The following is a 22,691-nucleotide window of genomic DNA, read 5'->3' on the forward strand; positions in this document are numbered from 1 at the left end:
TTCAAAAAATACATCATATCTTATTAGGGTTAACGAAATAAACAGAATTGCTTTGTTTTGAAAAGAAAAGAGGTAATTATTTGCATAAGTTAATGAGCTTATATTACAGCAGATGGTTTAATGTTGTTTTGTTTATTTTTTTCTTTTGTATACCGTTTATATTATACTGGAATCTATTCATATCTGATAAAGGCTTAGTCTCGGGAGATGGTGTCCAATATTACTCTTCAAAAGCCTTGATTAAATACTCCTTTAGCCAAGGGGAATTTCCGTTTTGGAACAAATTTCTAGCTAATGGAACTCCATATGCTGCAGATTTTACAAATCATTCTTTTTATCCATTTACTATCTTGCTATCATTGTTCCCCTTGAAAATCTTTATGTATTCGTTTTATGCAATTCACCTAGCGATAGGTGCTTTCTTTATGTATTTATTTATTAAAGAAATGGGCTGCGGTAAAGTGGCTGCTTTGTGTACAGCACTAATTTATCAACTATCCATCCATTTAGGAGGATATCGTAAGGAACACATCATGATAATAGCTACTATAATTTATTTGCCAGCAATTCTTTATTTCCTACAAAAATACATCAATACTAAAAGTATAAAATGGCTGTTGTTTTCATCTGTAGCAATGGCATTTCAATTTTATGTTGCTTTTATACAAGATGTTGTCTATACAGATATTATAGCAGGTATATTTTTATTTATTTTAGGTATTAAAAATAAAATGAAGATTAAGAAATTGATAACCGCCGGGCTCGTTTGGACTGGAGCCTATTTCGGGTTAATTGCTTTTCAATTTTTACCTACTTTGCAGCTCGTTCGTGAGTATGGAGAAGACGGAGCTGCGTCTGCCACTCTAGAATATTTTCAGTCCTACTCGATTCATTTTTCAAAATTAGTTATGATGCTGTTTCCACGTATTTACGCTGGTGAGGTGTATCAACCGTTTGGTTCTCGTTATTCATCTGAGCTTGATATCGAGATTTTTTTGGGGTCAGTTGTATTTCTTGTTCTTTTATTTGGAGCCTTTCGATATTTTTCTGATTTTAGAGTGAAGATATCTCTTGGTATGATGTTGGGAGCATTTCTTTTTTCTGCTAGTGTTCATGTTCCGCTACTAAGTGAGTTACTTTATCGAATACCGGGAATAAACGGTTTCCGAGTTTTACCACGTGCGTTATTTGTTTTTATTTTCTTTGCTTTTGTATTGTTCGCGGTTACTCTATCTAAGTTGAGGATACCAGAACAGATGAGTAAGTTTTATCAATTCTCTAAATGGTTTATGTTGGGGCTCTGTACTTTTTTGGGGGTTGCCTTCTTTGCAAATGTAATCAATTTAATGTCAATTTCAAATTTCGAAAGTGCAAAGCCTATATACCAATACTTCAAAACTACATTTTTGCCAGGGTTAATTGTTCTGTTTCTAGTCATAATCATTTCATACTTGATTCAGAAAGGGAGTGGAAAATGGTCGAAAGCCCAATATGGAAAAGTATATGGATGTCTTGGAATTATTATTGTATTGATGACTTTTTTTGAAACATATACGTTTAGCACTGCTCTGTATTCTGGTAACCCAAAAAATATTGCTGATTATGGTTTGAATGATGATGCTAGCAAGTTTATCTCTGAAAATATCGGTGATTCTAAGGTGTGGGATGCTTCAAGTGTACAAAGTAATACTATAGATATGAGTACGAGTTTAACTAAGGGTTTTTCTACTATTAATGCTTTCATTACTTTTAATAACCCTAGGATATACAAACTCCTTTCAAATGATAGCAGTCAAGTCCCAATTAATAATTCTGGGCTTCTAAGAAATTTTCAAAATTCTAAAAGCTCTATGGTTGAGCAGAATGACTTATTAAGTATGCTGGGAATAAAATACATTATTAGTGATGATAATCCGATAAGTGGAGAAGCGGCTTTAAAAGAAACTATCCAAGAAGGTAAAACTATCTTTAGAGAAAATAGTATTGAAATTCCGGACTCAAAAGGCGAATTATTTGTATATTCCCAACCAGCCGAAATTAAACCAAACACCTTCTATAAAATACATTTTGATATAGATTCGACTGAAAATCAGAGTTTATTTTATGTGGATTTTTATGGAGGAGAAAATTATGATTCGGACGAACAACAAAAAATGTTTAATGTTCAATCTGGTGTCTCAGAATATTCTGCTGTGCTTTACTCAGGAGACACTACTGGCATAGAACATATTAATTTGAGAATAATTTCTATGCCTACCTCAAAAATGAAAGTAACTAAGTTCAGTTTAGCTGAAATTCCAATGCAAATTCAAAAAAATGTATATAAATCTGTTTTTGTAGAGGGATCGAACCATATTTATGAGAATACTAATGCTAAAGATATACTGTTCGTTCCTCAAAAGATACAAAATATCAAAAATATGGAGGATATTTATCGGAATCAATATGAATATGATTTACTCAACGTAAGTTATATAGAGAATTTTAAGAATATGAATCTGATAGATGCGAATACAACTATTAGAGAAAAGAATTTCAAGAATAATAGTATCACTGCAACTGTACATTCTGATAAACCTTCATTTGTTAATTTTTCTCAGAATTATTATCCAGGATGGAGAGCGAAAGTTAATGGCAAGGAAACGCCGATATATGTGGTTAATGGTCTAATTCAAGGAATAGAAGTACCAAAAGGTGACTCTGAGATTGAAATTTACTTTTATCCGAAAATATTCTATGTGGGAGCATTTATTACTTTACTGACATTAGCAATAATGGCTTATCTCTTTATAAAAGAGAGACGAAGACTTTCATCATAAAGTGTGACTCCTTCGGTAAATTTTTTTTATTCTTGCATCAGCTAGATATTAATTTACTAGCCATCACGAAAGAACTGTTAGGCATCATTCGATTAATTGTAATAAACTAAAGCGCATCGAATTATGGAAAAAACGATCTTATAGGCTTAAGAAGGAGAGGGTAAGGTTTCTGTCTGTAAACCGCGATTCTCATGACTAATTTTCCCTTACACACTATCTATTGCAAATGTACTCGATATAGCAATTTTTAGTATCTCACAGGGAACTCTTTTGAATGTTCTTACTCTCTCAGGGATTTAAGCTGAATTTCAGATGAACAAGTTGAGTTATGATGTTATTTCGTATATTTTATTATCACTTCCAGTTGGCCTATATGTAAATTATCTTTATTACATTTTCAAATACTAATTTAATTCGGAGTGGATACGTATGTCAGCTAGTTATAGCAGGATTGAAGAGATAAGCGAGTTCGGTGATGAAAGAGGATTTTTAGCTGTTTTAGAAAATAACAGGGTATTGCCATTTGAGATTAATCGAGTGTTTTATATTTATAAAACATTACCTGGGGTACGAAGAGGATTTCATGCACACTATAAAACCAGACAGGCGTTGGTATGTGTATCAGGCTCATGTAAAGTATACTTGGATAATTCAATTAGAAAAACAGATATATTGTTGGACTCCCCTACCAAGATCCTCATACTTGAACCTAATGACTGGCATGAAATGTATGATTTTTCAACAGATTGTGTACTTTTAGTTCTGGCTTCACATTTGTATGATTCTGAAGATTACATTCGAGATTATGATCGTTTTTTGGAGGTATACGGCGGTGAGTAAATATTTCGTTCATTCCCAAGCCATTGTAGAAACAAGTGATATAGGAGATGATTCTCGTATATGGGCGTTTGCTCACATTTTGCCAAAAGCAAAGATTGGATCTAATTGTAATATCAATGATCATACATTTATTGAAAATGACGTGATTTTAGGTAATAATGTCACAGTAAAATCAGGAGTCTATATTTGGGATGGAGTCCATGTACACGACAATGTATTTATCGGTCCTAATGTAACCTTTACTAATGATCTTAGACCACGATCAAAACAGTACCCACCCGAATTCCTCAAAACTATTCTTGAGGAGTATGCATCAATAGGTGCAAATGCAACTATAGTGGCTGGAAATACGATTGGTAAGTATGCTATGGTCGGAGCAGGTTCTGTAGTTACCAAGAATATTCCTAATAATACATTGTGGTATGGGAACCCAGCGCGGTTAAGTGGTTATATTTGTAACTGTGGGGAGAAATTGAACGAAACTCTGGATTGTCCCGAGTGTGGAAAGCATTACGGTTTAGAAGATAGCCTAATTGTAGAGATTTAATACTTTATGGGAAATAGGTGAGTGACAGTGATTCCTTTTTTGGATCTCAAAAAAATTAATTTGCGCCATGAACATGCCATTATGAATGGATTACACAATGTTCTGCATTCAGGATGGTACATTTTGGGAAGCAATGTAAAAGCTTTCGAGGATGAGTTTGCTTCATATTGTGGTACGCAATATTGTGTGGGTGTTGCTAATGGGTTGGATGCACTTGAACTTATTATTCGTGGTTATGATATCGGCCCAGGTGATGAAGTAATAGTGCCATCCAATACTTATATTGCTTCGATACTATCAATTTCTGCTAATGGAGCTACCCCTGTATTAGTTGAGCCGGATTTGCTAACTTATAATTTGGATCCAGCCAAACTAGAAGAACATATCACTCCTAGAACAAAAGCAATATTAGTAGTTCATTTGTATGGGCAATCTTGTGATATGCATCCTATTCGAGAGATTGCTAATCGTTATGACTTGAGAATTATAGAAGACTGTGCTCAAGCTCATGGAGCACTATATGATGACAAACGCGTGGGGAATTTGGGTGATGCCGCTGCATTCAGTTTTTATCCCGGGAAAAATCTGGGTGCAATTGGGGATGGTGGAGCAATTACAACAAATGACGAGTTTTTGTATACTAAACTTTGTGCTCTTCGAAATTACGGTTCACAAAAAAAATATGAAAATTCATTCAAGGGCTACAATAGCAGGTTAGATGAAATCCAGGCTCCCATACTAAGTGAAAAATTAAATTGGCTTGATCAGGATAATGAGCGTAGAAGAGAAATATCATCATGTTACTTAAGTAACATTACCAATCCATATATAACATTACCAATTGTACAGAGCGAGCCAGAATCACATGTGTGGCACCTTTTTGTGATTCGCGTAGAAAATCGGACCCATTTTATTGATTATATGAGCAGTAATAATGTACAGACTATGATTCATTATCCTATTCCACCTCATAAACAGGAAGCCTATAAGGAATGGAATGAACATATTTTTCCAATATCTGAGAAGATTCATGCTGAAGTAGTCAGCCTGCCCATAAGTCCAGTCATGGAAATGGAAGAGGTCATGAGAGTTGTGGAGGTTGTAAATGAGTACAGAACGAATTAAATTTTCTATTGTGGTGCCCATTTACTATAATGAGTTAAATATTCCGTATACCGTTCCACGGTTGCAAAAATTACAAAATCTTATGCCTGAGTGTGATTTTGAATTCGTGTTTGTTGACGATGGGTCCAAAGACAGATCTCTAGAGTTACTGCTCGAAGCCAGAGATCAAGATTCACGTATTAAAGTAATCAAGCTGAGCCGGAACTTTGGCTCTATGTCAGCAATCCAAGCTGGATTAGGACATACAACTGGAAATTGTGTTGGCATAATTGCTGCTGATTTACAGGATCCACCTGAAATGTTCAAGCAAATGCTGGAACACTGGAAAATGGGTAAGAAGGTTGTACTTGGTACCAGAGCGGATCGTGAAGAATCTTTTTCCCAAAAGTTATTCTCTAATACGTATTATTACTTGTTGGAGAAGCTAGCGTTAAAGAATTATCCGAAAGGTGGGTTCGACTTTTTACTTATTGATCAGCAGGTTGCTCAGGAAGTTATTCATATTCAGGAAAAAAACACAAATATTATGAGTTTGATTTTTTGGCTTGGACACGATCAAATCCAAATTCCTTATGTCAGACAAGAAAGAAAGCTGGGAAAGTCAAGATGGACACTTTCCAAAAAAATTAAACTATTTGTGGATTCGTTTGTAAGTTTTTCCTATGCTCCAATCCGATTTATGTCGTTTATTGGATTTTTTACTGCTGTACTTAGCATCTTATACGGAGCTTTTGTAGTAATAAGTACATTGTTTGGAATTATTGAATTACAAGGATGGACTACGATTATTGCTTTAATAACATTTTTGCTAGGTGTAATAATGGTTATGCTGGGAATAATTGGAGAATATCTTTGGAGGATACTAGATGAAAGTAGGGAAAGACCTTCCTATGTTATTGACCAAACGTTTAAATAAGGAATTTTTGAAATTTTTGATCAGTGGAGGAATAAATACGCTGGCTACATACCTGATGTATTTATTTTTGTTGCTGTTCTACAATTATTCTTTATCGTACTCTGTATCTTATATTGCGGGTATTTTCCTATCTTATTATCTCAATTCGGTATTTGTATTTAAAGAGAAGATATCATTTCGAAAATTTCTTAAATTTCCAATTGTTTATTTGGTGCAATATCTAGTTAACATGCTGTTGCTATATGTTTTAGTCGAGCATGCTCAATTTTATGTTCAATTAGTGCCCTTGGTTGCAATGATAATAACAGTTCCGATCACCTTTTTTTTATCTAAAATAATTATAAAAAGAAAATAAATGGAGGTATTGCTCATGAAAGGAATAATTCTTGCTGGGGGTACTGGCTCTCGATTGTATCCCTTAACTAAGGTCACCAACAAACACCTTCTTCCTGTGGGGAAGTATCCTATGATATTTTATTCCGTATATAAACTTAAGCAGGCGGGGATCGAGGACATTCTGATTGTTACAGGTAAAGACCATATGGGAGATGTTGTAAACCTTCTTGGTAGTGGTAGTGATATGGGTGTCACTTTTACATACAAGGTGCAGGATGAGGCGGGTGGAATAGCTCAGGCTCTTGATCTCGCTGAACATTTTGTGGGTGACGATAAAATGGTGGTCATCTTAGGTGATAATGTTTTTGTAGATGATATATCCTCATATGTAGAAAATTTTAAAAAGCAGCAGAACGGAGCAAAAATTATTATTCAGGAAACACCTGATCCTGAGCGATTCGGTGTTCCCGAGATTCAAGACGGGCAAATTGTCTCAATTGAAGAAAAACCTAAATTTCCGAAGTCGAATTTTGCAGTGACAGGTATTTATATGTATGACAATAATGTATTTGAAATAATAAAAAAATTAAAACCTTCTAAGCGCGGTGAATTAGAAATTACTGATGTCAATAATGCATATATTGAACGTAAGGCTCTTACTTTTGATATATTACAAGGATGGTGGACCGATGCTGGTACACACGCCTCATTGGCTCGTGCTAATGAACTGGCTCGAGATATTGTCTTTGGTGAAGAGTTTGGTAAGCCTAAGCTATAAAGGGAGGTTTACGCTTTATGAGAAAAACTCCTCTAAAGTTGGAAGGTTCACTTTTGCTTGAGCCTATGGTTCATGAAGATCATCGAGGTTTTTTTATGGAGAGTTACAACGTTGCAGTTTTAAAGAAAAATGGGATTAGTAAGGAATTTATTCAAGATAGTCAATCCTTTTCTAGGGAAACTGGAGTATTACGTGGTTTACACTATCAATTAAATCCCAAGGCACAGACAAAGTTAATTCGAGTAATATCTGGGGCAATTTATGATGTGATTTTAGATATTCGCCATAACTCGCCGACTTTCGGTCAGTGGATTGGAGTCATTCTCAGCGAATATAACCATCGTCAACTCCTGATTCCTCAGGGTTTTGCTCATGGTTTTTGCACACTTGTTCCAAACACTAAAGTCCTCTATAAAGTAGACGAATACTATTCCCCGGAGAACGACCGAGGCATATTATGGAGTGACCCGGCACTTGGAATTGATTGGCCTACATCGAATCCGGTCTTGTCCGATAAGGACCAAAGGCACCCTATGCTGAAGGATGCGGAGATCAATTTCAATTTTGAAGTGAAGTAATTAGGAGGTTTCCAACAGATGAAACTGCTCGTTACCGGCGGTGCCGGATTTATCGGAAGTAACTTTGTCATGTATATGCTTGAGCGGTACCCAGACTATGAAATTATCAACGCAGATACACTCACATATGCGGGCAATCTGGAGAACTTAAAACCACTTGAAGGCAACAAACGCCATACCTTTGTTAAAGCAGATATCACTGACGCCAAGGAGATGGACCGCCTGATCGGTCAGGGCGTGGATGTGGTTGTTAACTTTGCAGCTGAGTCTCATGTGGATCGCAGTATTCTGGAACCGGATGTGTTTGTAAGAACAAACGTCAACGGTACTCAGGTATTACTGGATGCCGCCAAAAAGCACAATATCACTAAGTTTGTTCAAGTTTCAACAGATGAGGTGTACGGCTCTCTTGGACCTACAGGATTGTTTACAGAAGATACGCCTCTACAGCCTAACAGCCCATATTCAGCCTCCAAGGCAGGAGGAGATTTGCTGGTACGCGCTTATCATGAAACCTTTGGTCTTCCTGTGAATATTACACGCTGTTCTAACAACTATGGTCCACTCCAGTTCCCGGAAAAGCTTATCCCACTCATGATCTCACGTGCGTTGAATGATGAGGCTCTACCAGTATACGGTGACGGGTTGAACATTCGTGATTGGCTCTATGTAGAGGACCACTGCAGCGCAATTGATCTTGTTATTCATAAGGGACGTAATGGTGAGGTGTACAATATCGGTGGCAATAATGAGCGAACGAACGTACACATTGTCCAAACCATCTTGGAGCAACTGGGCAAACCTGAATCTCTGATCCAATATGTACAGGACCGTCCTGGACATGATCGCAGATATGGCATTGATCCGACTAAAACAATGACTGAACTTGGCTGGAAGCCCAAACATAATTTTGAGACAGGAATTAAGGAAACGATACAGTGGTATCTCGATAATAAGGAATGGTGGACTCGTATTCAATCGGGCGCTTATCAGGATTACTACGAAAAACAATACGGTTCTCGTTTGGGAGACGCCAAGGCATGAAGGTTCTGGTAACGGGAGCAAGCGGACAGCTCGGACGCGATGTGGTGCTTCTTTTGGAAAAAGTGGGGCATGATGTTCTAGCATGTGATCGGGATCAGATGGATATTACGAATCAGGTACAGTGTAATGATGTCATATTGTCATATGTGCCTGAGGTCATCATTCATTGTGCGGCTTATACAGCTGTAGATTTAGCCGAGACGGATATTGATGGAGCGTATAAGGTGAATGCGGTGGGAACGCGCAATGTTGCTGTAGCGGCAGAGAGAATCGGAGCTAAACTGATTTATATTAGTACGGACTATGTCTTCGATGGCCATTCCACTAACCCCTATCAGGAATATGATGACACGAATCCGCAAAGTGTGTACGGCAAATCCAAGCGAGCTGGAGAGTGGCTGGTACAATCTTTGTCCTCCAGATGGTTCGTTGTACGAACGTCTTGGGTATACGGAATTCACGGGAATAATTTTGTCAAAACGATGTTGAAGCTGGGCCAGGAAAAACCAAAATTGCAGGTTGTTCATGATCAAAAAGGATCGCCTACGTATACGGTAGACTTGGCAGGATTCCTTATGGAACTCATGGCAACAGAAATGTATGGAATATACCATGCCTCCAATAGTGGTACCTGCACATGGTATGAATTTACTCAGGCTATATTTGAAGAGGCTCAAACCACCGGAGGGGTATCCATTCAAGCAAAATTGGAACCTTGCACAACCGAACAGTTTCCAAGACCGGCTCCTAGGCCTGTCAATTCAGTGATGGACCACATGTCCATTCGGACAAATGGCTTGACGGATCTCCGCCCATGGCGGGACGGACTAAAAGATTTTATTTTTTTCTTGTCGGAAACTAAATGATTTTAACATCCTTTTAGGTAACTCTCGCTCTGGTATTTCTGGGCGGGGGTTTTCGTATATAATGTATAAAAGTCAGATCTTGAGGTGAAACGTGAATAAACCTAAAGTTTGTATCATGCTTTCTACATATAACGGAGCAAAGTACATTGATGAACAACTCGAAAGCCTTCTTGCACAGAGTCAGGTAGATCTCCACATTCATATCAGGGATGATGGTTCTTCCGATGAAACTGTCCAGAAGGTTCGTGGGTATGCCAAGGCATATCCGGATCTAATTCGTATGATTGAAGGGGAAAATGTAGGCGTAATCGGAAGTTTTTTTGAATTAATGCGACAAACTCAGCCTATATACGACTTTTATGCTTTTTGTGATCAAGATGATGTGTGGCTACCGCATAAACTGATTAGAGCTGTAGAGAAATTGCAATCCAGACCATCAGACGTAGCGTTGATGTATTGTTCTTCTACACAGATGGTAGATCAGGATTTAAACCATCTGAACGTATGGCCGCATCTGCCTCCAAAGCCGCTCAGTATGCATAATGCTCTGGTAGAAAACTGTTGTGTTGGTTGTACCATGGTCTTGAACCCAGTCACATTCGAGCAGATCAGGGCGAATGCCCCGTCTGATCTAACCCACATCATTATGCATGATTGGTGGGTATATCTTTTTGTTAGCACCTTTGGTGAAGTGATATTTGATGAAGAACCAACCATTTTGTATCGGCAACATCAAGGGAATGTTCTTGGCGGGAGCAATGATAAGTGGTTCATAAAATGGAAGAACAGGTGGAATCGTTTCGTGAATGGAAAGAATCATTCAATTTTGAGTAAACAAGCGAGATTGTTCTTGGAAATTTATAGAGATAAGTTACCTTCGCATCAGCAAAAGAACTTGCAACATTTTTTAAACCAACTGGATTGCAATGCGGTTAAAAGAATTGGTTATGCGGTAAAAATGCCTTTTTACCGTCAGGCATTTTTAGATGACGTTGTTCTTAAGCTTATATACGTGTTGAGGAAAATATAAATCGAGATATTGCCTTGGATTCCACTCATCCGCCCATAATATGCTATACTTTCAATAGTTAAACATAGAGATAAAGTCAGGAGTTTTTAAAATGCTTCAATCAACAGATACTCCTTTGCGGGAGGCATCAAAAATGTATAATACGTACCTCCTTGACGTCAGCATCATCATCGTCAACTTCAATACACGCCAGCTAACACTGGACTGTCTGGCATCGGTGTATGCATCCCAAACCTCTTACCAATACGAGGTTATTGTCATAGATAATGCATCTCATGATGGTTCGGTGGAAGCGATTCGTGAGGTGTACCCGGACGTCCAACTTATAGCTAATCAAAACAACACAGGTTTCGCCGTAGCCAATAATCAAGGAATGGAAGTAGCCAAAGGACGCTATATCCTCCTCCTCAATTCTGACACGGTTGTCCAGCCAGATACACTCCACACTATGATCTATTTCATGGATCGCCATCCTGAGATGGGCGCATCTGGCTGTAAGGTGATTCTTCCTGATGGCTCCTTGGATAAGGCGTGTAAGCGTGGATTTCCTACACCATCGGCATCATTTTATTATGCATTCGGTATTTCTCGTCTTTTCCCGGATCGGCCAAAATTCAATCAATACCAACTGGGACATCTTAGTCCTGATGATGAATATCCCGTAGACTGTCTAGTCGGTGCATTTATGCTTGTACGTCGAGAGACAATTGACCAGGTTGGCGGGTTGGATGAGACGTTCTTTATGTACGGAGAAGATATTGACTGGTGTTATCGCATCAAAGAGGCGGGATGGGGCATTTTTTATTATCCGCGTACATATATTGTGCACTACAAGGGCGGCAGTGCCCGTCGTAAACCTTTGAAAATAACGTATGAGTTTCATAGAGCGATGTGGGTGTTCCACCGTAAACACTACGCGAAGAAGTACAATATACTCACGAATACAGCTGTGTGGATGGGTATTTCACTCAAGTTCACGCTATCTTTACTACGCAGCAAGTTGTCTCCTCCTTCCCGTCAAGGGCAGACAGCAGCCCGCATGAGAGCGGAGAATGAAGCATCTTCCGAGGTGAACTCATGATTCGGCGTAATCAACGATTTCTAACCCAATTGTATATTGCGGCTGATTTTGGTGTAATCCAGCTTTCATTTTTGCTGGCCTGGTGGCTGAAATTTGAGAGTGACCTGTTAACGAACCAAAATCCACTACCTATAGAGAAATATATGATGTGGAGCTTGGTTTACGCGGCTCTTGCTATCATCACAGGACTGATGTCCTCTCTGTATATAGCCAAGCGAAAAAAACGATTTGTAGACGAACTTTGGAGAATCCTCCAATCTCATGGCATAGCCTTCTTCATGTTGCTGAGCCTGATGTTCTTTTTCAAGGAAGTAAACATCTCTCGTGCATATCTCGCCATGTATATGATTGGCAATGTAGCATTCACACTCTTCTATCGTTATATAGTGAAATTACAACTGAAACGCTTGCGCAAAAAAGGCTTCAATCGTCAGTTTGTGCTCATCCTTGGTGCTGGATCACTAGGCAAGCGTTTCTATGACAACCTTAAAAATTATCCCGAACTTGGATATGAAGTAACTGGATTTATGGATGATTATCGTCACTGGGATGAGAGTGAACAGAAAAGATACAAACCTATCCTTGGGCGAATCGACGAACTGGAAGAGTTCTTGTCTACACATCTTGTTGATGAAGTCATTCTGGCATTACCTCTGGATGCTCACGACAAGTATTCTCATATTATCAATGTGTGTGAGAAGGCAGGAGTTCGGACACTAATCATTCCTGATTTCTTTGATTACTTGCCAGCACGGCCGCATTTCGATAACTTTGCGGGTATGCCCATGATTAACGTTCGCGACATTCCACTGGATATTGCTTTTAATCGTCTGATGAAGCGAACCTTTGACATTGTTTTCTCGCTAGCAGCCATTCTGTTAACTTCTCCGATAATGCTCGTTGTCGTGGTAGGAGTAAGATTGACTTCTGCAGGACCAGTCATCTTTAAACAAGAGCGAGTAGGACTTAACCGACGTAACTTCATGATGTATAAATTCCGTTCTATGAAAGTCATTCCTGAGGGTGTGGTAGATACCGGTTGGTCTACCCAAAATGATCCTCGTCGAACGGCTTTTGGCACTTTTATTAGACGCACAAGCCTAGATGAGTTACCTCAATTTTTCAACGTCTTGCTTGGTCATATGAGTGTAGTTGGCCCTAGGCCAGAACGTCCTTACTATGTGAATCAATTCCGAGACGAAATACCGAAATATATGATCAAACACCATGTCCGGCCAGGAATTACAGGATTGGCACAGAGCAAGGGATTACGAGGAGATACCTCAATTGAGGATCGAATTGAACAAGATATCTTTTACATTGAAAACTGGTCATTATTATTTGATATTAAAATCATATGGGAGACTATTCGCAAAGGCCTCAAAAATGCTTATTAATATTTGAACACGATATAGGTATAGAATTTCATCCCACCATTTAACAGCCGCCTCGGGCGGCTATTTTGTTTTGCCCCTCATCAATTCGGGTAGTTAGCTAACAAAAAGGTACTGAGGATGTGAAAGCTATATGAAACGCATTGCCGCCGTGTTAATACTACTGATCGTTACCGTGGGCACACTCTTTTTCGCCTACGAAAGCGAGAGTGAGGAACAACGGGACGGATTTACCGCCTATAGATTAATCGCCCATGCGATGGGCAGCATTCGTGATCAACCATATACCAACGCCTATGAAGCGATGATTGCCAATTACGAGAAAGGCACACGTGTATTTGAAATCGACTTTATGTTAACATCGGATCGCAAAGCCGTAGCCAGACATGAATGGACCGCTAATATGAGCAAAATGCTAGGACAAGACGAAGAGCTTCCGGAGGATAAACAAGCCGGGGCACTGACACATGATGAATTTATGAATACGCCTATTTTAGGCATGTATCAACCCATGGATGCCGATGGCATTATAGATGTACTGGCTCAGTACCCGGATATGTATATCGTAACCGACACCAAGGAACAGAAGGATGAGGATATACAGCAGGTGTTAAGATCCCTCGTGGATGCAGCCAAAGAACATGATCCATCCGTGCTGGATCGAGTGGTTGTACAGATCTATAACGAACAGATGCTTGAAACGGTGAAAGAAGTCTATGCATTCCCTTCCATTATCTATACGTTATATGCCACACAGGATACAGAAGCTCAGGTTGTTGATTTTGTGCAAAAGAATGATATTGATGCCGTGACTATGCCGGAATATAAAGTAAACCAGAATTTCGTCGCCAAGCTGAATAGTGCAGGCTCAGTCACCTACGTGCACACCATCAACGACACTGAACAGGTGGCTAACTATGAGAAGTGGGGCGTGTACGGAGTATACTCAGACGTGCTGACGGAGCAGGAACTGGATGAGATGAATACACGTTTTGCCTGGAAACCGTAAAATTCGTATTTTTCTGTTCCCCTTTTTATACGAACATTGACACTCGCTGCCTGCTGACTTAGACTTAGTTTACTAGCTTTCTAGGATGCAGAAGAACCTCTGGAGGAATGTTCGTTGATAGACATGATTAAGCAGTGGAGACATGTATTTAAGCTTGACCCAGACCGGGAAATTACGGACGAAGAACTCGATCTGGTCTGTATGTCGGGGACCGATGCAATTATCGTTGGCGGATCTTCGGGGATTACCTATGATAACACGGTAGACCTGATGTCCCGTGTGCGTCGTTATGAGTTGCCATGTGTGCTTGAAGTATCCGATCTGGAGGCTGTTGTTCCCGGGTTTGACGGATATCTGATCCCGATGGTCCTAAATGCAACGGACAGCAAATGGATGATTGGGCACCACCAGCAGGCCATAGAGCGTTACGGTTATCTCATCCCATGGGATCTGCTGATTGCCGAGGGTTATATTGTGCTCAATGCAAACTCCACGGTAGCGCGGTTGACTGGTGCAGATACGGATCTGACGACAGGAGCTGCGGTGGCATACGCCCAGGCTGCGGAGCGTCTGCTCAATCTTCCAATTGTATACATGGAGTACAGCGGAACGTTCGGAGATATGGAGCTTGTTGGTGAGACACACAGACAATTGGATCGGGCACACCTTATCTACGGCGGCGGAATTGATGATCCGGAGAAAGCCACGCAAGCTGCCCAGGTGGCAGACACCATCGTGGTAGGTAACATTGTGTACAGCGATTTGAATAAGGCACTTGAGACGGTGTTGGCTGTAAAAGGAACCATTTAATCGGTTTAGTTTACCATTCCCCCATTTTCCCCTTATGATCTGTTAAAATAGAACTTTGCCCTTACTAATTAAAGAAGTTATATGACCGTAATGTCGTTTACACGAGAACGAAGAGGAAAGAAGTGAGCTGGAGAAACGAAGTGCTCGTTAAAAGCTTTCTGTAAGAAAGCTAAATCCTAAGCATACTTCTATTACCTGATATTGTTCTTTTTTTACTAAGAAATTCGTATACAGGGACTATGTTTACACGAGAACGAAGAGGACAGAAATAAGCTGGAGAAGCGGAGCGTTCGCCTTTATTACCGAATTTTTACCTTTGAAAAGTAGATCGAAAAATCCGGGAATAACAGCGATCGGAAGATTATTCTGTCATCGTAGTGATGAGTGTAACCGATAGCTCACTTATACCGACCAACCAACGAAAGGAGCATGCATGCATGCAACCTGTAAATATACATGATGCCGTTGCACGGCTTAACACCCCTCAACGGCAAGCCGTCGAGGCGACGGATGGCCCGCTGCTGATTATGGCCGGAGCGGGCTCCGGCAAGACCAGGGTGCTGACACACCGGATTGCCTACCTTATTGCAACACGGAAGGCACCCCCGTGGGGCATTTTAGCGATTACCTTTACGAACAAAGCTGCTCGTGAGATGCAGGACCGGGTTTCCCAACTCGTAGGTGGCTCCCAGGGCCGCGACATTTGGGTATCCACATTCCACTCCATGTGCGTGCGTATTTTGCGCCGTGATATTGAACGTATTGGCTTTACTTCCAACTTCAGTATTTTGGACTCATCGGACCAATTATCTGTTATTCGCAGCTGTATGAAAGACCAGAATATCGACACCAAGAAATTTGAACCTAAAGCAGTTCAATCGATGATGAGCACGGCCAAGAATGAACTGATTAGTCCGGAGCAATATGAGAAGCAGGCAGGAGATTATTTCGAGGGTATTGTAGCGAAGATATATAAGATGTATCAGAAAAAGTTAAGAGCCAACAACTCACTTGATTTCGACGATCTCATTATGCACACTATTCAACTGTTCAAGGAAGTGCCGGAAGTTCTCGACTTTTACCAAAAGAAATTCCAGTACATTCACGTGGACGAGTATCAGGATACGAACCGTGCACAGTACATGCTGTGTCGCATGCTCGCTGACAGCCACCACCACATCTGCGTTGTAGGGGATAGTGACCAGTCGATCTATCGCTGGCGCGGGGCGGATATCAGCAATATCCTGAACTTTGAGAAAGATTACCCTGAAGCAAACACGATTTTGCTGGAGCAGAACTATCGTTCAACTTCCAATATCCTGAATGCAGCGAATGAAGTGATCGGCCTGAATACAGGGCGTAAACCGAAGAAACTGTGGACGGATAAAGAGGGTGGTTCGAAGATCAAGGTGTACCGTGCGGATTCCGAGCATGATGAGGGGTATTTTGTTACCTCTGAGATTAGTAAAAATGTGAAGAACGGCAAATCCTATCAGAACCATGCCATTTTATACCGTACCAACGCTCAGTCCCGGGTTATAGAGGAAATTCTGATCAAGTCTGATATTCCGTATCAGATTGTCGGCGGCATCAAGTTCTATGATCGTAAAGAGATCAAGGACATTCTGGCGTATCTGCGCCTGTTATCCAACCCCGACGATGATATCAGTCTTACACGGATCATTAATGTACCGAAACGTAGCATTGGTGATACAACGGTAGCTAAGCTTGCGGCTGCGGCAGGAGAGCGTGGAATTTCTATTTTCCGTGTACTTCAGGTCGTAGATGATCTTGGTTTTGCTGGTCGTACGCGGAATGCGCTGGTGGAGTTCTATGACATGATCGCTGCGTTGCATCAGATGGTAGAGTATCTGTCTGTAACTGAACTGACCGAGAAGATTCTTGAGATGAGCCAATACCGTCTTGAGATGCAAAATGAAAACACACTCGAATCCCGTGCACGGTTGGAGAACATTGAAGAGTTCCTGTCGGTAACGATGGAATTTGAGAAAAATAATGAAGACAAAACGCTCGTGTCGTTCCTCACCGATCTTGCATTGATTGCTGACATCGACAGCATGAACGATGATGAAGAGGATCAGAGCGACGCTGTTACCCTGATGACCATGCACAGCGCCAAAGGTCTGGAGTTCCCGGTTGTCTTTATCGTAGGTATGGAGGAAGGAGTCTTCCCGCATAGCCGTGCCTTTATGGACAATGAAGAATTGGAAGAAGAACGCCGACTTGCTTATGTAGGAATCACCCGTGCGGAAGAGCAACTGTTCCTGTCCTGTGCCCAGATGCGGACCTTGTTTGGACGTACAACAGCGAACCCGCCTTCCCGCTTCCTGGATGAAATTCCGGATGAGCTGAAGGAAGACACCTCCATGGCTCGTGATCGTTACCGCCGTGGCAGTAGCGGAGGAGGCTCATATGGTGGACGCGGACTAGGTTCCAGTGGAGGAAGTAACTTCGGTGGTGGCACCAAGCTGTTCGATCACCAAAGTAAAAGCGGTTCATCTGCTACCTCATCCACGCCAACTTCGCGTGTGACCACAAGTGTCTCCCGCCCAACATATTCTACGCCATCATCTGCTTCCAAGCCGGTAGCTTCTGATGGTGAAGCAGGATTCAAGGCAGGAGATAAAGTGCAGCATGGCAAATGGGGGACAGGCACCATTGTTGCGGTCAAAGGGACAGGTAATGATACCGAACTGCAGATTGCCTTCCCGGCTCCGGTGGGTGTGAAACGTTTGCTTGCCGGATTTGCCCCAATTACAAAAGTAGAATAAGAACGAAACCTCCTTTTGCACGATAACAGAGAGTACAGAAATAAATTGAAGAAGCAAGACGTTCGCCTTTATCCCCGGTCTTCCACCTTTTAAAATGGATTAAAAGAAGTCCGGGGATAACAGCGATCAGAAAGTTATTCTGTTATCGGAGTTCACGTGCAATAGGAGTGTTCGTTCTACATAGATCAAATTAACGGAGGGATGGCCCTGTATGGACCCGATGCACCGGATGGAGCAACTCGTTACCGAGCTGAACCAGCATAATTATCAGTACTACACGATGGATCAGCCACAGATCAGCGATAAGGAGTATGATCTTCTGTACGATGAACTGGTTACGCTGGAACAGGAAAGCGGCATGGTTCTGCCTGATTCTCCAACACAGCGTGTGGGCGGCGAACTGCTCAAGGGGTTTACCCCACATCGCCACTTATCCTCCTTATGGAGTCTGGACAAAGCACAGAATATTGAGCAGCTGCGCAGCTGGAATACCCGTGTACTGAAACTGATTAACGACTATAACAGTAAAAATCCCGATAGGCCTTTACCGGAACCAGGTTATGTCATTGAGTTGAAGTTTGACGGATTGACGCTGAACCTGACGTACACCAACGGTGAGTTGGTACAAGCCTCTACGCGAGGGAACGGTACCGTAGGTGAAGGTATTTTGGCACAGGTGAGAACGATCCGATCCGTTCCGCTCAAAATTCCTTACACAAGCGGTACGATTGAAGTACAGGGTGAAGGCATCATGAATCTGTCTGTCTTGGACCGATACAATGAGACAGCGGCAGAGCCGCTCAAGAATGCGCGTAATGCAGCAGCAGGAGCGCTGCGTAACTTGAATCCGAAGGCGACGGCTGAGCGTCGGTTGAATGCTTACTTTTATAACGTAGGTTATTCGGATGACATTCAGTTTGCCAATCATCAGCAGATGATGGACTTCCTGCGTGAGAACCGATTCAAAGTTAATCCATCCATCACGTATTTCCATGAGTTTGATGATGTGATGGAACAACTGGCCGCGATTCAGGAGAACCGAGGGCAGCTAGACTATCTGATCGATGGAGCTGTTATCAAAATTACGGACATGCGCACCCGCGAAGTGTTGGGTTATACCGATAAGTTCCCTCGCTGGGCGGTGGCATATAAATTCGAGGCAGAAGAGACCACGACGGTTCTTAACGCTGTGGTATGGAATGTGGGCCGTACTGGCAAAGTAACTCCGCTGGCACGCGTAGAACCGGTTGAACTTGCCGGGGTAACGGTACAGAACTGTACTCTGAACAATGTCGGCGATATTGAGCGCAAAAATCTGAAGTTTGCTCTGGGCACACGGGTCTTTATCCGTCGCTCCAACGACGTCATTCCTGAGATTCTGGGTAAAGTGACGGAGGAGAGTGATGGCGAGGAGATCGTCTTCCCTGAGCAGTGTCCTGCATGTGGATTCCCACTGGAGCAACGCGGAGCGCATCTGTTCTGCAACAATAGACTTGCGTGTAAACCACAAACGGTGGCACGTATTTCCCATTTTGCTTCCCGTGATGCTATGGACATCGAGACGTTCAGTGAGAAAACAGCGATTCAGTTGTATGATGAATTGAACGTACGTGAGCCTGCCGACCTGTATACGTTACAGTTTGATGATCTGGTGAAGCTGGAGCGGTTTGGGGAAAAGAAAGCGAACAACCTTATCGCTGCGCTTGAGCTTAGTAAAGATAGAGACTTGGCTTCCTTCTTATACTCACTGGGTATTCCGAACACAGGTAAATCGACAACGCGCATGCTCGCTGATCATTATCGAGATCTGCACGCCATTATGAATGCAACCGTGGAAGAACTGGTTGAACTACCCGACGTCGGTGGTATTGTGGCAGAGAGCATCGTAAACTTTTTTGCAGATCCGTTTACACAGGCTGCAATTGAGAAAATGCTCAACTTGGGTGTGAAAGCTCAGGCACCTGAGGCACCAGCCGTTGCTGTTGTGGAAGATTCCTTCTTCAGTGGTAAAACGGTCGTCTTGACCGGAACGCTGCATCAATTGACGCGGGAAGAGGCAACGCAAAGACTGGAAGCGCTCGGAGCGAAGGTGACTGGCAGTGTGTCGAAAAAGACAGATTTGGTTATTGCCGGAGAGAAGGCAGGTAGTAAACTAACCAAAGCTCATGATCTCGGTATTCCAACGATTGAGGATGAGGATGAACTTGTACGTCTTTTGAACCCACAGGGTTAAAGTGTAATCAGAGAGTTCATAATGAGGAAAAAGAAAAAGGCCCCCGAAGACACGAATATGTGATCGGGGGCTTTTGCTATTTATTGAATTATTTTTACAACGAATGAACGCTCACCAATTTTATCTTATCTGATCATGACCCACTTAAATTGTTAGGAATGCGTTGAGATGCGCCTGTAAGCCATGCATCCTTATCATATCCTCGTTCTTCCCAGTAACCAATATGTTCGCTGTCGATGAGTTCAATGCGATTCAACCATTTCACTGATTTATAGGCATACATCTGAGGAATGACGAGCCGTACCGGACCGCCAAGATCAGCAGGGATAGGTTTGCCATCATGCATGACAGCGACCATAATATCTTCCATTTGTGCTTGATCCATCGTAATGGCATCCGTATACACACCATCACCGGAATAAAACTTCACACTATGAGCTTCCGGTTTGACCCCGGCTTGTTTCAAAAGCTGTGCAAGAGAAATGCCTTCCCAGGTATTCTTATATACAGACCAGCCCGTTACACAGTGGAAATCACTAACCTGTACGGTACGCGCCAGCTTCACGAATTGTTCCCAGTTCCATACCTGTGCCCGTTCAACCAGTCCATCGATTCGGAAAGACCAGTTAGCATTGGAGAAGGACGGTATGGGCGTAACCGTATATACGCGGAAATGACCTTCAGCTCCGCCTCCAATGGGAGGTGAAGAGGCAGACAGCGGTTGTGGCAGAGGAACCATACGGTTAGGATCGTTCTCCAGCATGCTATCAATACTATTATCGATCTTGAGATTTCGTCCTACCCAGGATATAAAAGTAGGGCCAAGAGTCACGGCGAGACCAACCCCCACAGCAGAACGGATGAAAGCTCGTCGTGTATACAAAGGTTGAGGTCGCTCCTCTGATTTGAGGGGATCTCTCTCGGAACTGCGATCAAACTGAGAAGAAGATACAGCAGCCGGAGTTTCTTTTTCATCTGATATTGAATCAGATGGATCAGCTGTATTTTGAGTTCGTGTTGAAGTTGTAGTGGTTTTAACCGCACGACGTGCAGGATCCTTTAACCATTTGGTCCGAGTGATGGAGTGATAGATAATATAAGGTAGGCCCACCCAAGTCAGCAGGTCATGGATCAAAAGTGCAGCATTCGACCATCGAGGTCCAGCTAGCTTGAACTGCCATAATACAATACCCGAGAGTAGCCAGCCTACCAGCAGCGCAAGAACAAAGATGGTATTCACCCTTTGCCAAGGCCTATTACGAAGCTGTTTCCAGTGCTTTCCGGCCAAAATCAAGTAATATAATACGGGTGCCAGCATAGCTAGCCCAACGATGATATGTAGCCATTTTAACCAGACACGTCCAATTCCGAGTATCTCGCGCCAAAAGCCGCCTACCAGCATAAGACCTGTTATAGCAAGGATCACAACAATCCAGGCATTCCAAGCATGGATGGAAACCAACTTTTTGCCGTAACCTTTGCGTCTGTTCTTCAACCATTGCTTCAAGTGCGATCACCCCATATAGGTTAGTAATGAGTTTATTCAGAACTTTGATATGTAATAGCTAGCTGTGAATGGAGTACGTGATCTGTGTAAAGGTGCAATGCGAGATGGTTATACGATTGTTCATAGGCTACTTATGAAAGTAGTACACTTGACTGCTTAACCTTATCTCTATACCTATATACCTTATTATAGAGTTTTTGGATCACTTTCTTCAAACCAACAGAAGGGCAGGGATCGTTATCCCATCTTGGGTTCAGAGAATGTGCTAATCTGTCGAATACAGGTTGGAAACAAGACAGCGTAGATGAAGATATGATGATATCAAAAGGTTGATTAAAAATGCTTGCTAAATAAATCACTACGTGATATATTATTTCTTGTCGCTTCAAACGAATGATTGTCATAATCATTTGAAAGATGACGAAAACAAAGTGTTGACAGTAAGTTAGTTAACATGATATGATAAGATTCCTGTCCGGTTGACAAACATCAACATAAACGGACATACAAGTTCCTTGAAAACTGAACAAATGGATAGTAACTTTTGATTCACAATGAATCGTCAGATTCAAAATGAGCTTATCGCTCTTTTCAATACTTTATTGGAGAGTTTGATCCTGGCTCAGGACGAACGCTGGCGGCATGCCTAATACATGCAAGTCGAGCGGACTTGAAGAGAAGCTTGCTTCTCTGATAGTTAGCGGCGGACGGGTGAGTAACACGTAGGCAACCTGCCCTCAAGTTTGGGACAACTACCGGAAACGGTAGCTAATACCGAATAGTTGTTTTCTTCGCCTGAAGGAAACTGGAAAGACGGAGCAATCTGTCACTTGGGGATGGGCCTGCGGCGCATTAGCTAGTTGGTGAGGTAACGGCTCACCAAGGCGACGATGCGTAGCCGACCTGAGAGGGTGATCGGCCACACTGGGACTGAGACACGGCCCAGACTCCTACGGGAGGCAGCAGTAGGGAATCTTCCGCAATGG

At 41.9% G+C, this 22,691-nt stretch carries 18 protein-coding genes and 1 rRNA gene; 18 read left to right on the forward strand and 1 reads right to left on the reverse strand.

Annotated elements, in window-relative coordinates; genetic code table 11:
* Positions 1–236 precede the first annotated feature (236 nt).
* The 17 genes from PAEAM_RS17975 (at position 237) to ligA (ending at position 20,198) form a co-directional block, all read left to right on the forward strand.
* Positions 237–2,819 carry a YfhO family protein gene (locus PAEAM_RS17975; protein ID WP_243391396.1) on the forward strand — a complete coding sequence of 861 codons (2,583 nt, stop codon included), beginning with the start codon at positions 237–239 and terminating at the stop codon, positions 2,817–2,819.
* Positions 2,820–3,248: 429 nt separating this feature from the next.
* Positions 3,249–3,659, forward strand: a complete 411-nt coding sequence (locus tag PAEAM_RS17980) for a sugar 3,4-ketoisomerase (RefSeq protein ID WP_100528476.1) — start codon at positions 3,249–3,251, stop codon at positions 3,657–3,659.
* Complete coding sequence (locus tag PAEAM_RS17985; protein WP_207765580.1) at positions 3,652–4,206, forward strand: acyltransferase; 555 nt, start codon at positions 3,652–3,654, stop codon at positions 4,204–4,206. Before PAEAM_RS17980 ends, PAEAM_RS17985 begins: the two co-directional genes overlap by 8 nt.
* A gap of 21 nt (positions 4,207–4,227) precedes the next feature.
* Positions 4,228–5,331, forward strand: coding sequence for a DegT/DnrJ/EryC1/StrS family aminotransferase (locus PAEAM_RS17990; RefSeq protein ID WP_347707886.1), 1,104 nt, complete (start codon positions 4,228–4,230; stop codon positions 5,329–5,331).
* The gene (locus PAEAM_RS17995; protein ID WP_100528479.1) at positions 5,312–6,247 is read left to right on the forward strand and encodes a glycosyltransferase family 2 protein; all 936 of its coding nucleotides are present in this window, start codon (positions 5,312–5,314) and stop codon (positions 6,245–6,247) included. The genes PAEAM_RS17990 and PAEAM_RS17995 overlap by 20 nt, the downstream gene beginning before the upstream one ends.
* The gene (locus tag PAEAM_RS18000) at positions 6,222–6,602 is read left to right on the forward strand and encodes a GtrA family protein (RefSeq protein WP_100528515.1); all 381 of its coding nucleotides are present in this window, start codon (positions 6,222–6,224) and stop codon (positions 6,600–6,602) included. The genes PAEAM_RS17995 and PAEAM_RS18000 overlap by 26 nt, the downstream gene beginning before the upstream one ends.
* A 15-nt stretch (positions 6,603–6,617) precedes the next feature.
* A complete protein-coding gene (locus PAEAM_RS18005; protein WP_100528480.1) occupies positions 6,618–7,361 on the forward strand; it encodes a sugar phosphate nucleotidyltransferase in 744 nt (247 codons plus the stop codon).
* A 17-nt stretch (positions 7,362–7,378) separates the two neighbouring features.
* Positions 7,379–7,939 carry a dTDP-4-dehydrorhamnose 3,5-epimerase gene (gene rfbC, locus PAEAM_RS18010; protein WP_100528481.1) on the forward strand — a complete coding sequence of 187 codons (561 nt, stop codon included), beginning with the start codon at positions 7,379–7,381 and terminating at the stop codon, positions 7,937–7,939.
* Positions 7,940–7,957: 18 nt separating this feature from the next.
* Positions 7,958–8,983: a dTDP-glucose 4,6-dehydratase gene (rfbB, locus tag PAEAM_RS18015; protein WP_100528482.1), complete on the forward strand. Its 1,026-nt coding sequence runs from the start codon at positions 7,958–7,960 to the stop codon at positions 8,981–8,983.
* On the forward strand, positions 8,980–9,849 hold the full coding sequence (gene rfbD / locus PAEAM_RS18020; protein WP_100528483.1) for a dTDP-4-dehydrorhamnose reductase: 870 nt from the start codon (positions 8,980–8,982) through the stop codon (positions 9,847–9,849). The genes rfbB and rfbD overlap by 4 nt, the downstream gene beginning before the upstream one ends.
* A gap of 91 nt (positions 9,850–9,940) precedes the next feature.
* Positions 9,941–10,879, forward strand: a complete 939-nt coding sequence (locus PAEAM_RS18025) for a glycosyltransferase family 2 protein (RefSeq protein ID WP_243391397.1) — start codon at positions 9,941–9,943, stop codon at positions 10,877–10,879.
* 133 nt (positions 10,880–11,012) lie between these two features.
* On the forward strand, positions 11,013–11,960 hold the full coding sequence (locus PAEAM_RS18030) for a glycosyltransferase family 2 protein (RefSeq protein WP_100528484.1): 948 nt from the start codon (positions 11,013–11,015) through the stop codon (positions 11,958–11,960).
* Entirely contained in the window at positions 11,957–13,357 is a 1,401-nt protein-coding gene (locus PAEAM_RS18035) for an undecaprenyl-phosphate glucose phosphotransferase (RefSeq protein WP_100528485.1), read from the forward strand. Before PAEAM_RS18030 ends, PAEAM_RS18035 begins: the two co-directional genes overlap by 4 nt.
* A gap of 130 nt (positions 13,358–13,487) precedes the next feature.
* The gene (locus tag PAEAM_RS18040) at positions 13,488–14,363 is read left to right on the forward strand and encodes a phosphatidylinositol-specific phospholipase C/glycerophosphodiester phosphodiesterase family protein (RefSeq protein WP_100528486.1); all 876 of its coding nucleotides are present in this window, start codon (positions 13,488–13,490) and stop codon (positions 14,361–14,363) included.
* A 114-nt stretch (positions 14,364–14,477) separates the two neighbouring features.
* Positions 14,478–15,173, forward strand: coding sequence for a heptaprenylglyceryl phosphate synthase (gene pcrB, locus PAEAM_RS18045; protein WP_100528487.1), 696 nt, complete (start codon positions 14,478–14,480; stop codon positions 15,171–15,173).
* 437 nt (positions 15,174–15,610) lie between these two features.
* Entirely contained in the window at positions 15,611–17,965 is a 2,355-nt protein-coding gene (gene pcrA, locus PAEAM_RS18050; protein ID WP_100528488.1) for a DNA helicase PcrA, read from the forward strand.
* A gap of 211 nt (positions 17,966–18,176) precedes the next feature.
* A complete protein-coding gene (gene ligA / locus PAEAM_RS18055) occupies positions 18,177–20,198 on the forward strand; it encodes an NAD-dependent DNA ligase LigA (protein ID WP_100528489.1) in 2,022 nt (673 codons plus the stop codon).
* Positions 20,199–20,331: 133 nt separating this feature from the next.
* Here the strand turns inward: ligA and PAEAM_RS18060 are convergent, their stop codons facing one another.
* Positions 20,332–21,705 (reverse strand): molybdopterin-dependent oxidoreductase, encoded by a 1,374-nt coding sequence (locus PAEAM_RS18060; protein ID WP_100528490.1) that lies wholly within the window; start codon positions 21,703–21,705, stop codon positions 20,332–20,334.
* A 599-nt stretch (positions 21,706–22,304) separates the two neighbouring features.
* Between PAEAM_RS18060 and PAEAM_RS18065 the strand changes: the two genes are divergently transcribed.
* Positions 22,305–22,691: ribosomal RNA gene (locus tag PAEAM_RS18065) — 16S ribosomal RNA — on the forward strand; the annotation flags it as partial.

The organism is Paenibacillus sp. GM1FR, assembly GCF_002803315.1.
In the GTDB taxonomy this organism is placed as follows: Bacteria; Bacillota; Bacilli; order Paenibacillales; family Paenibacillaceae; genus Paenibacillus; species Paenibacillus amylolyticus.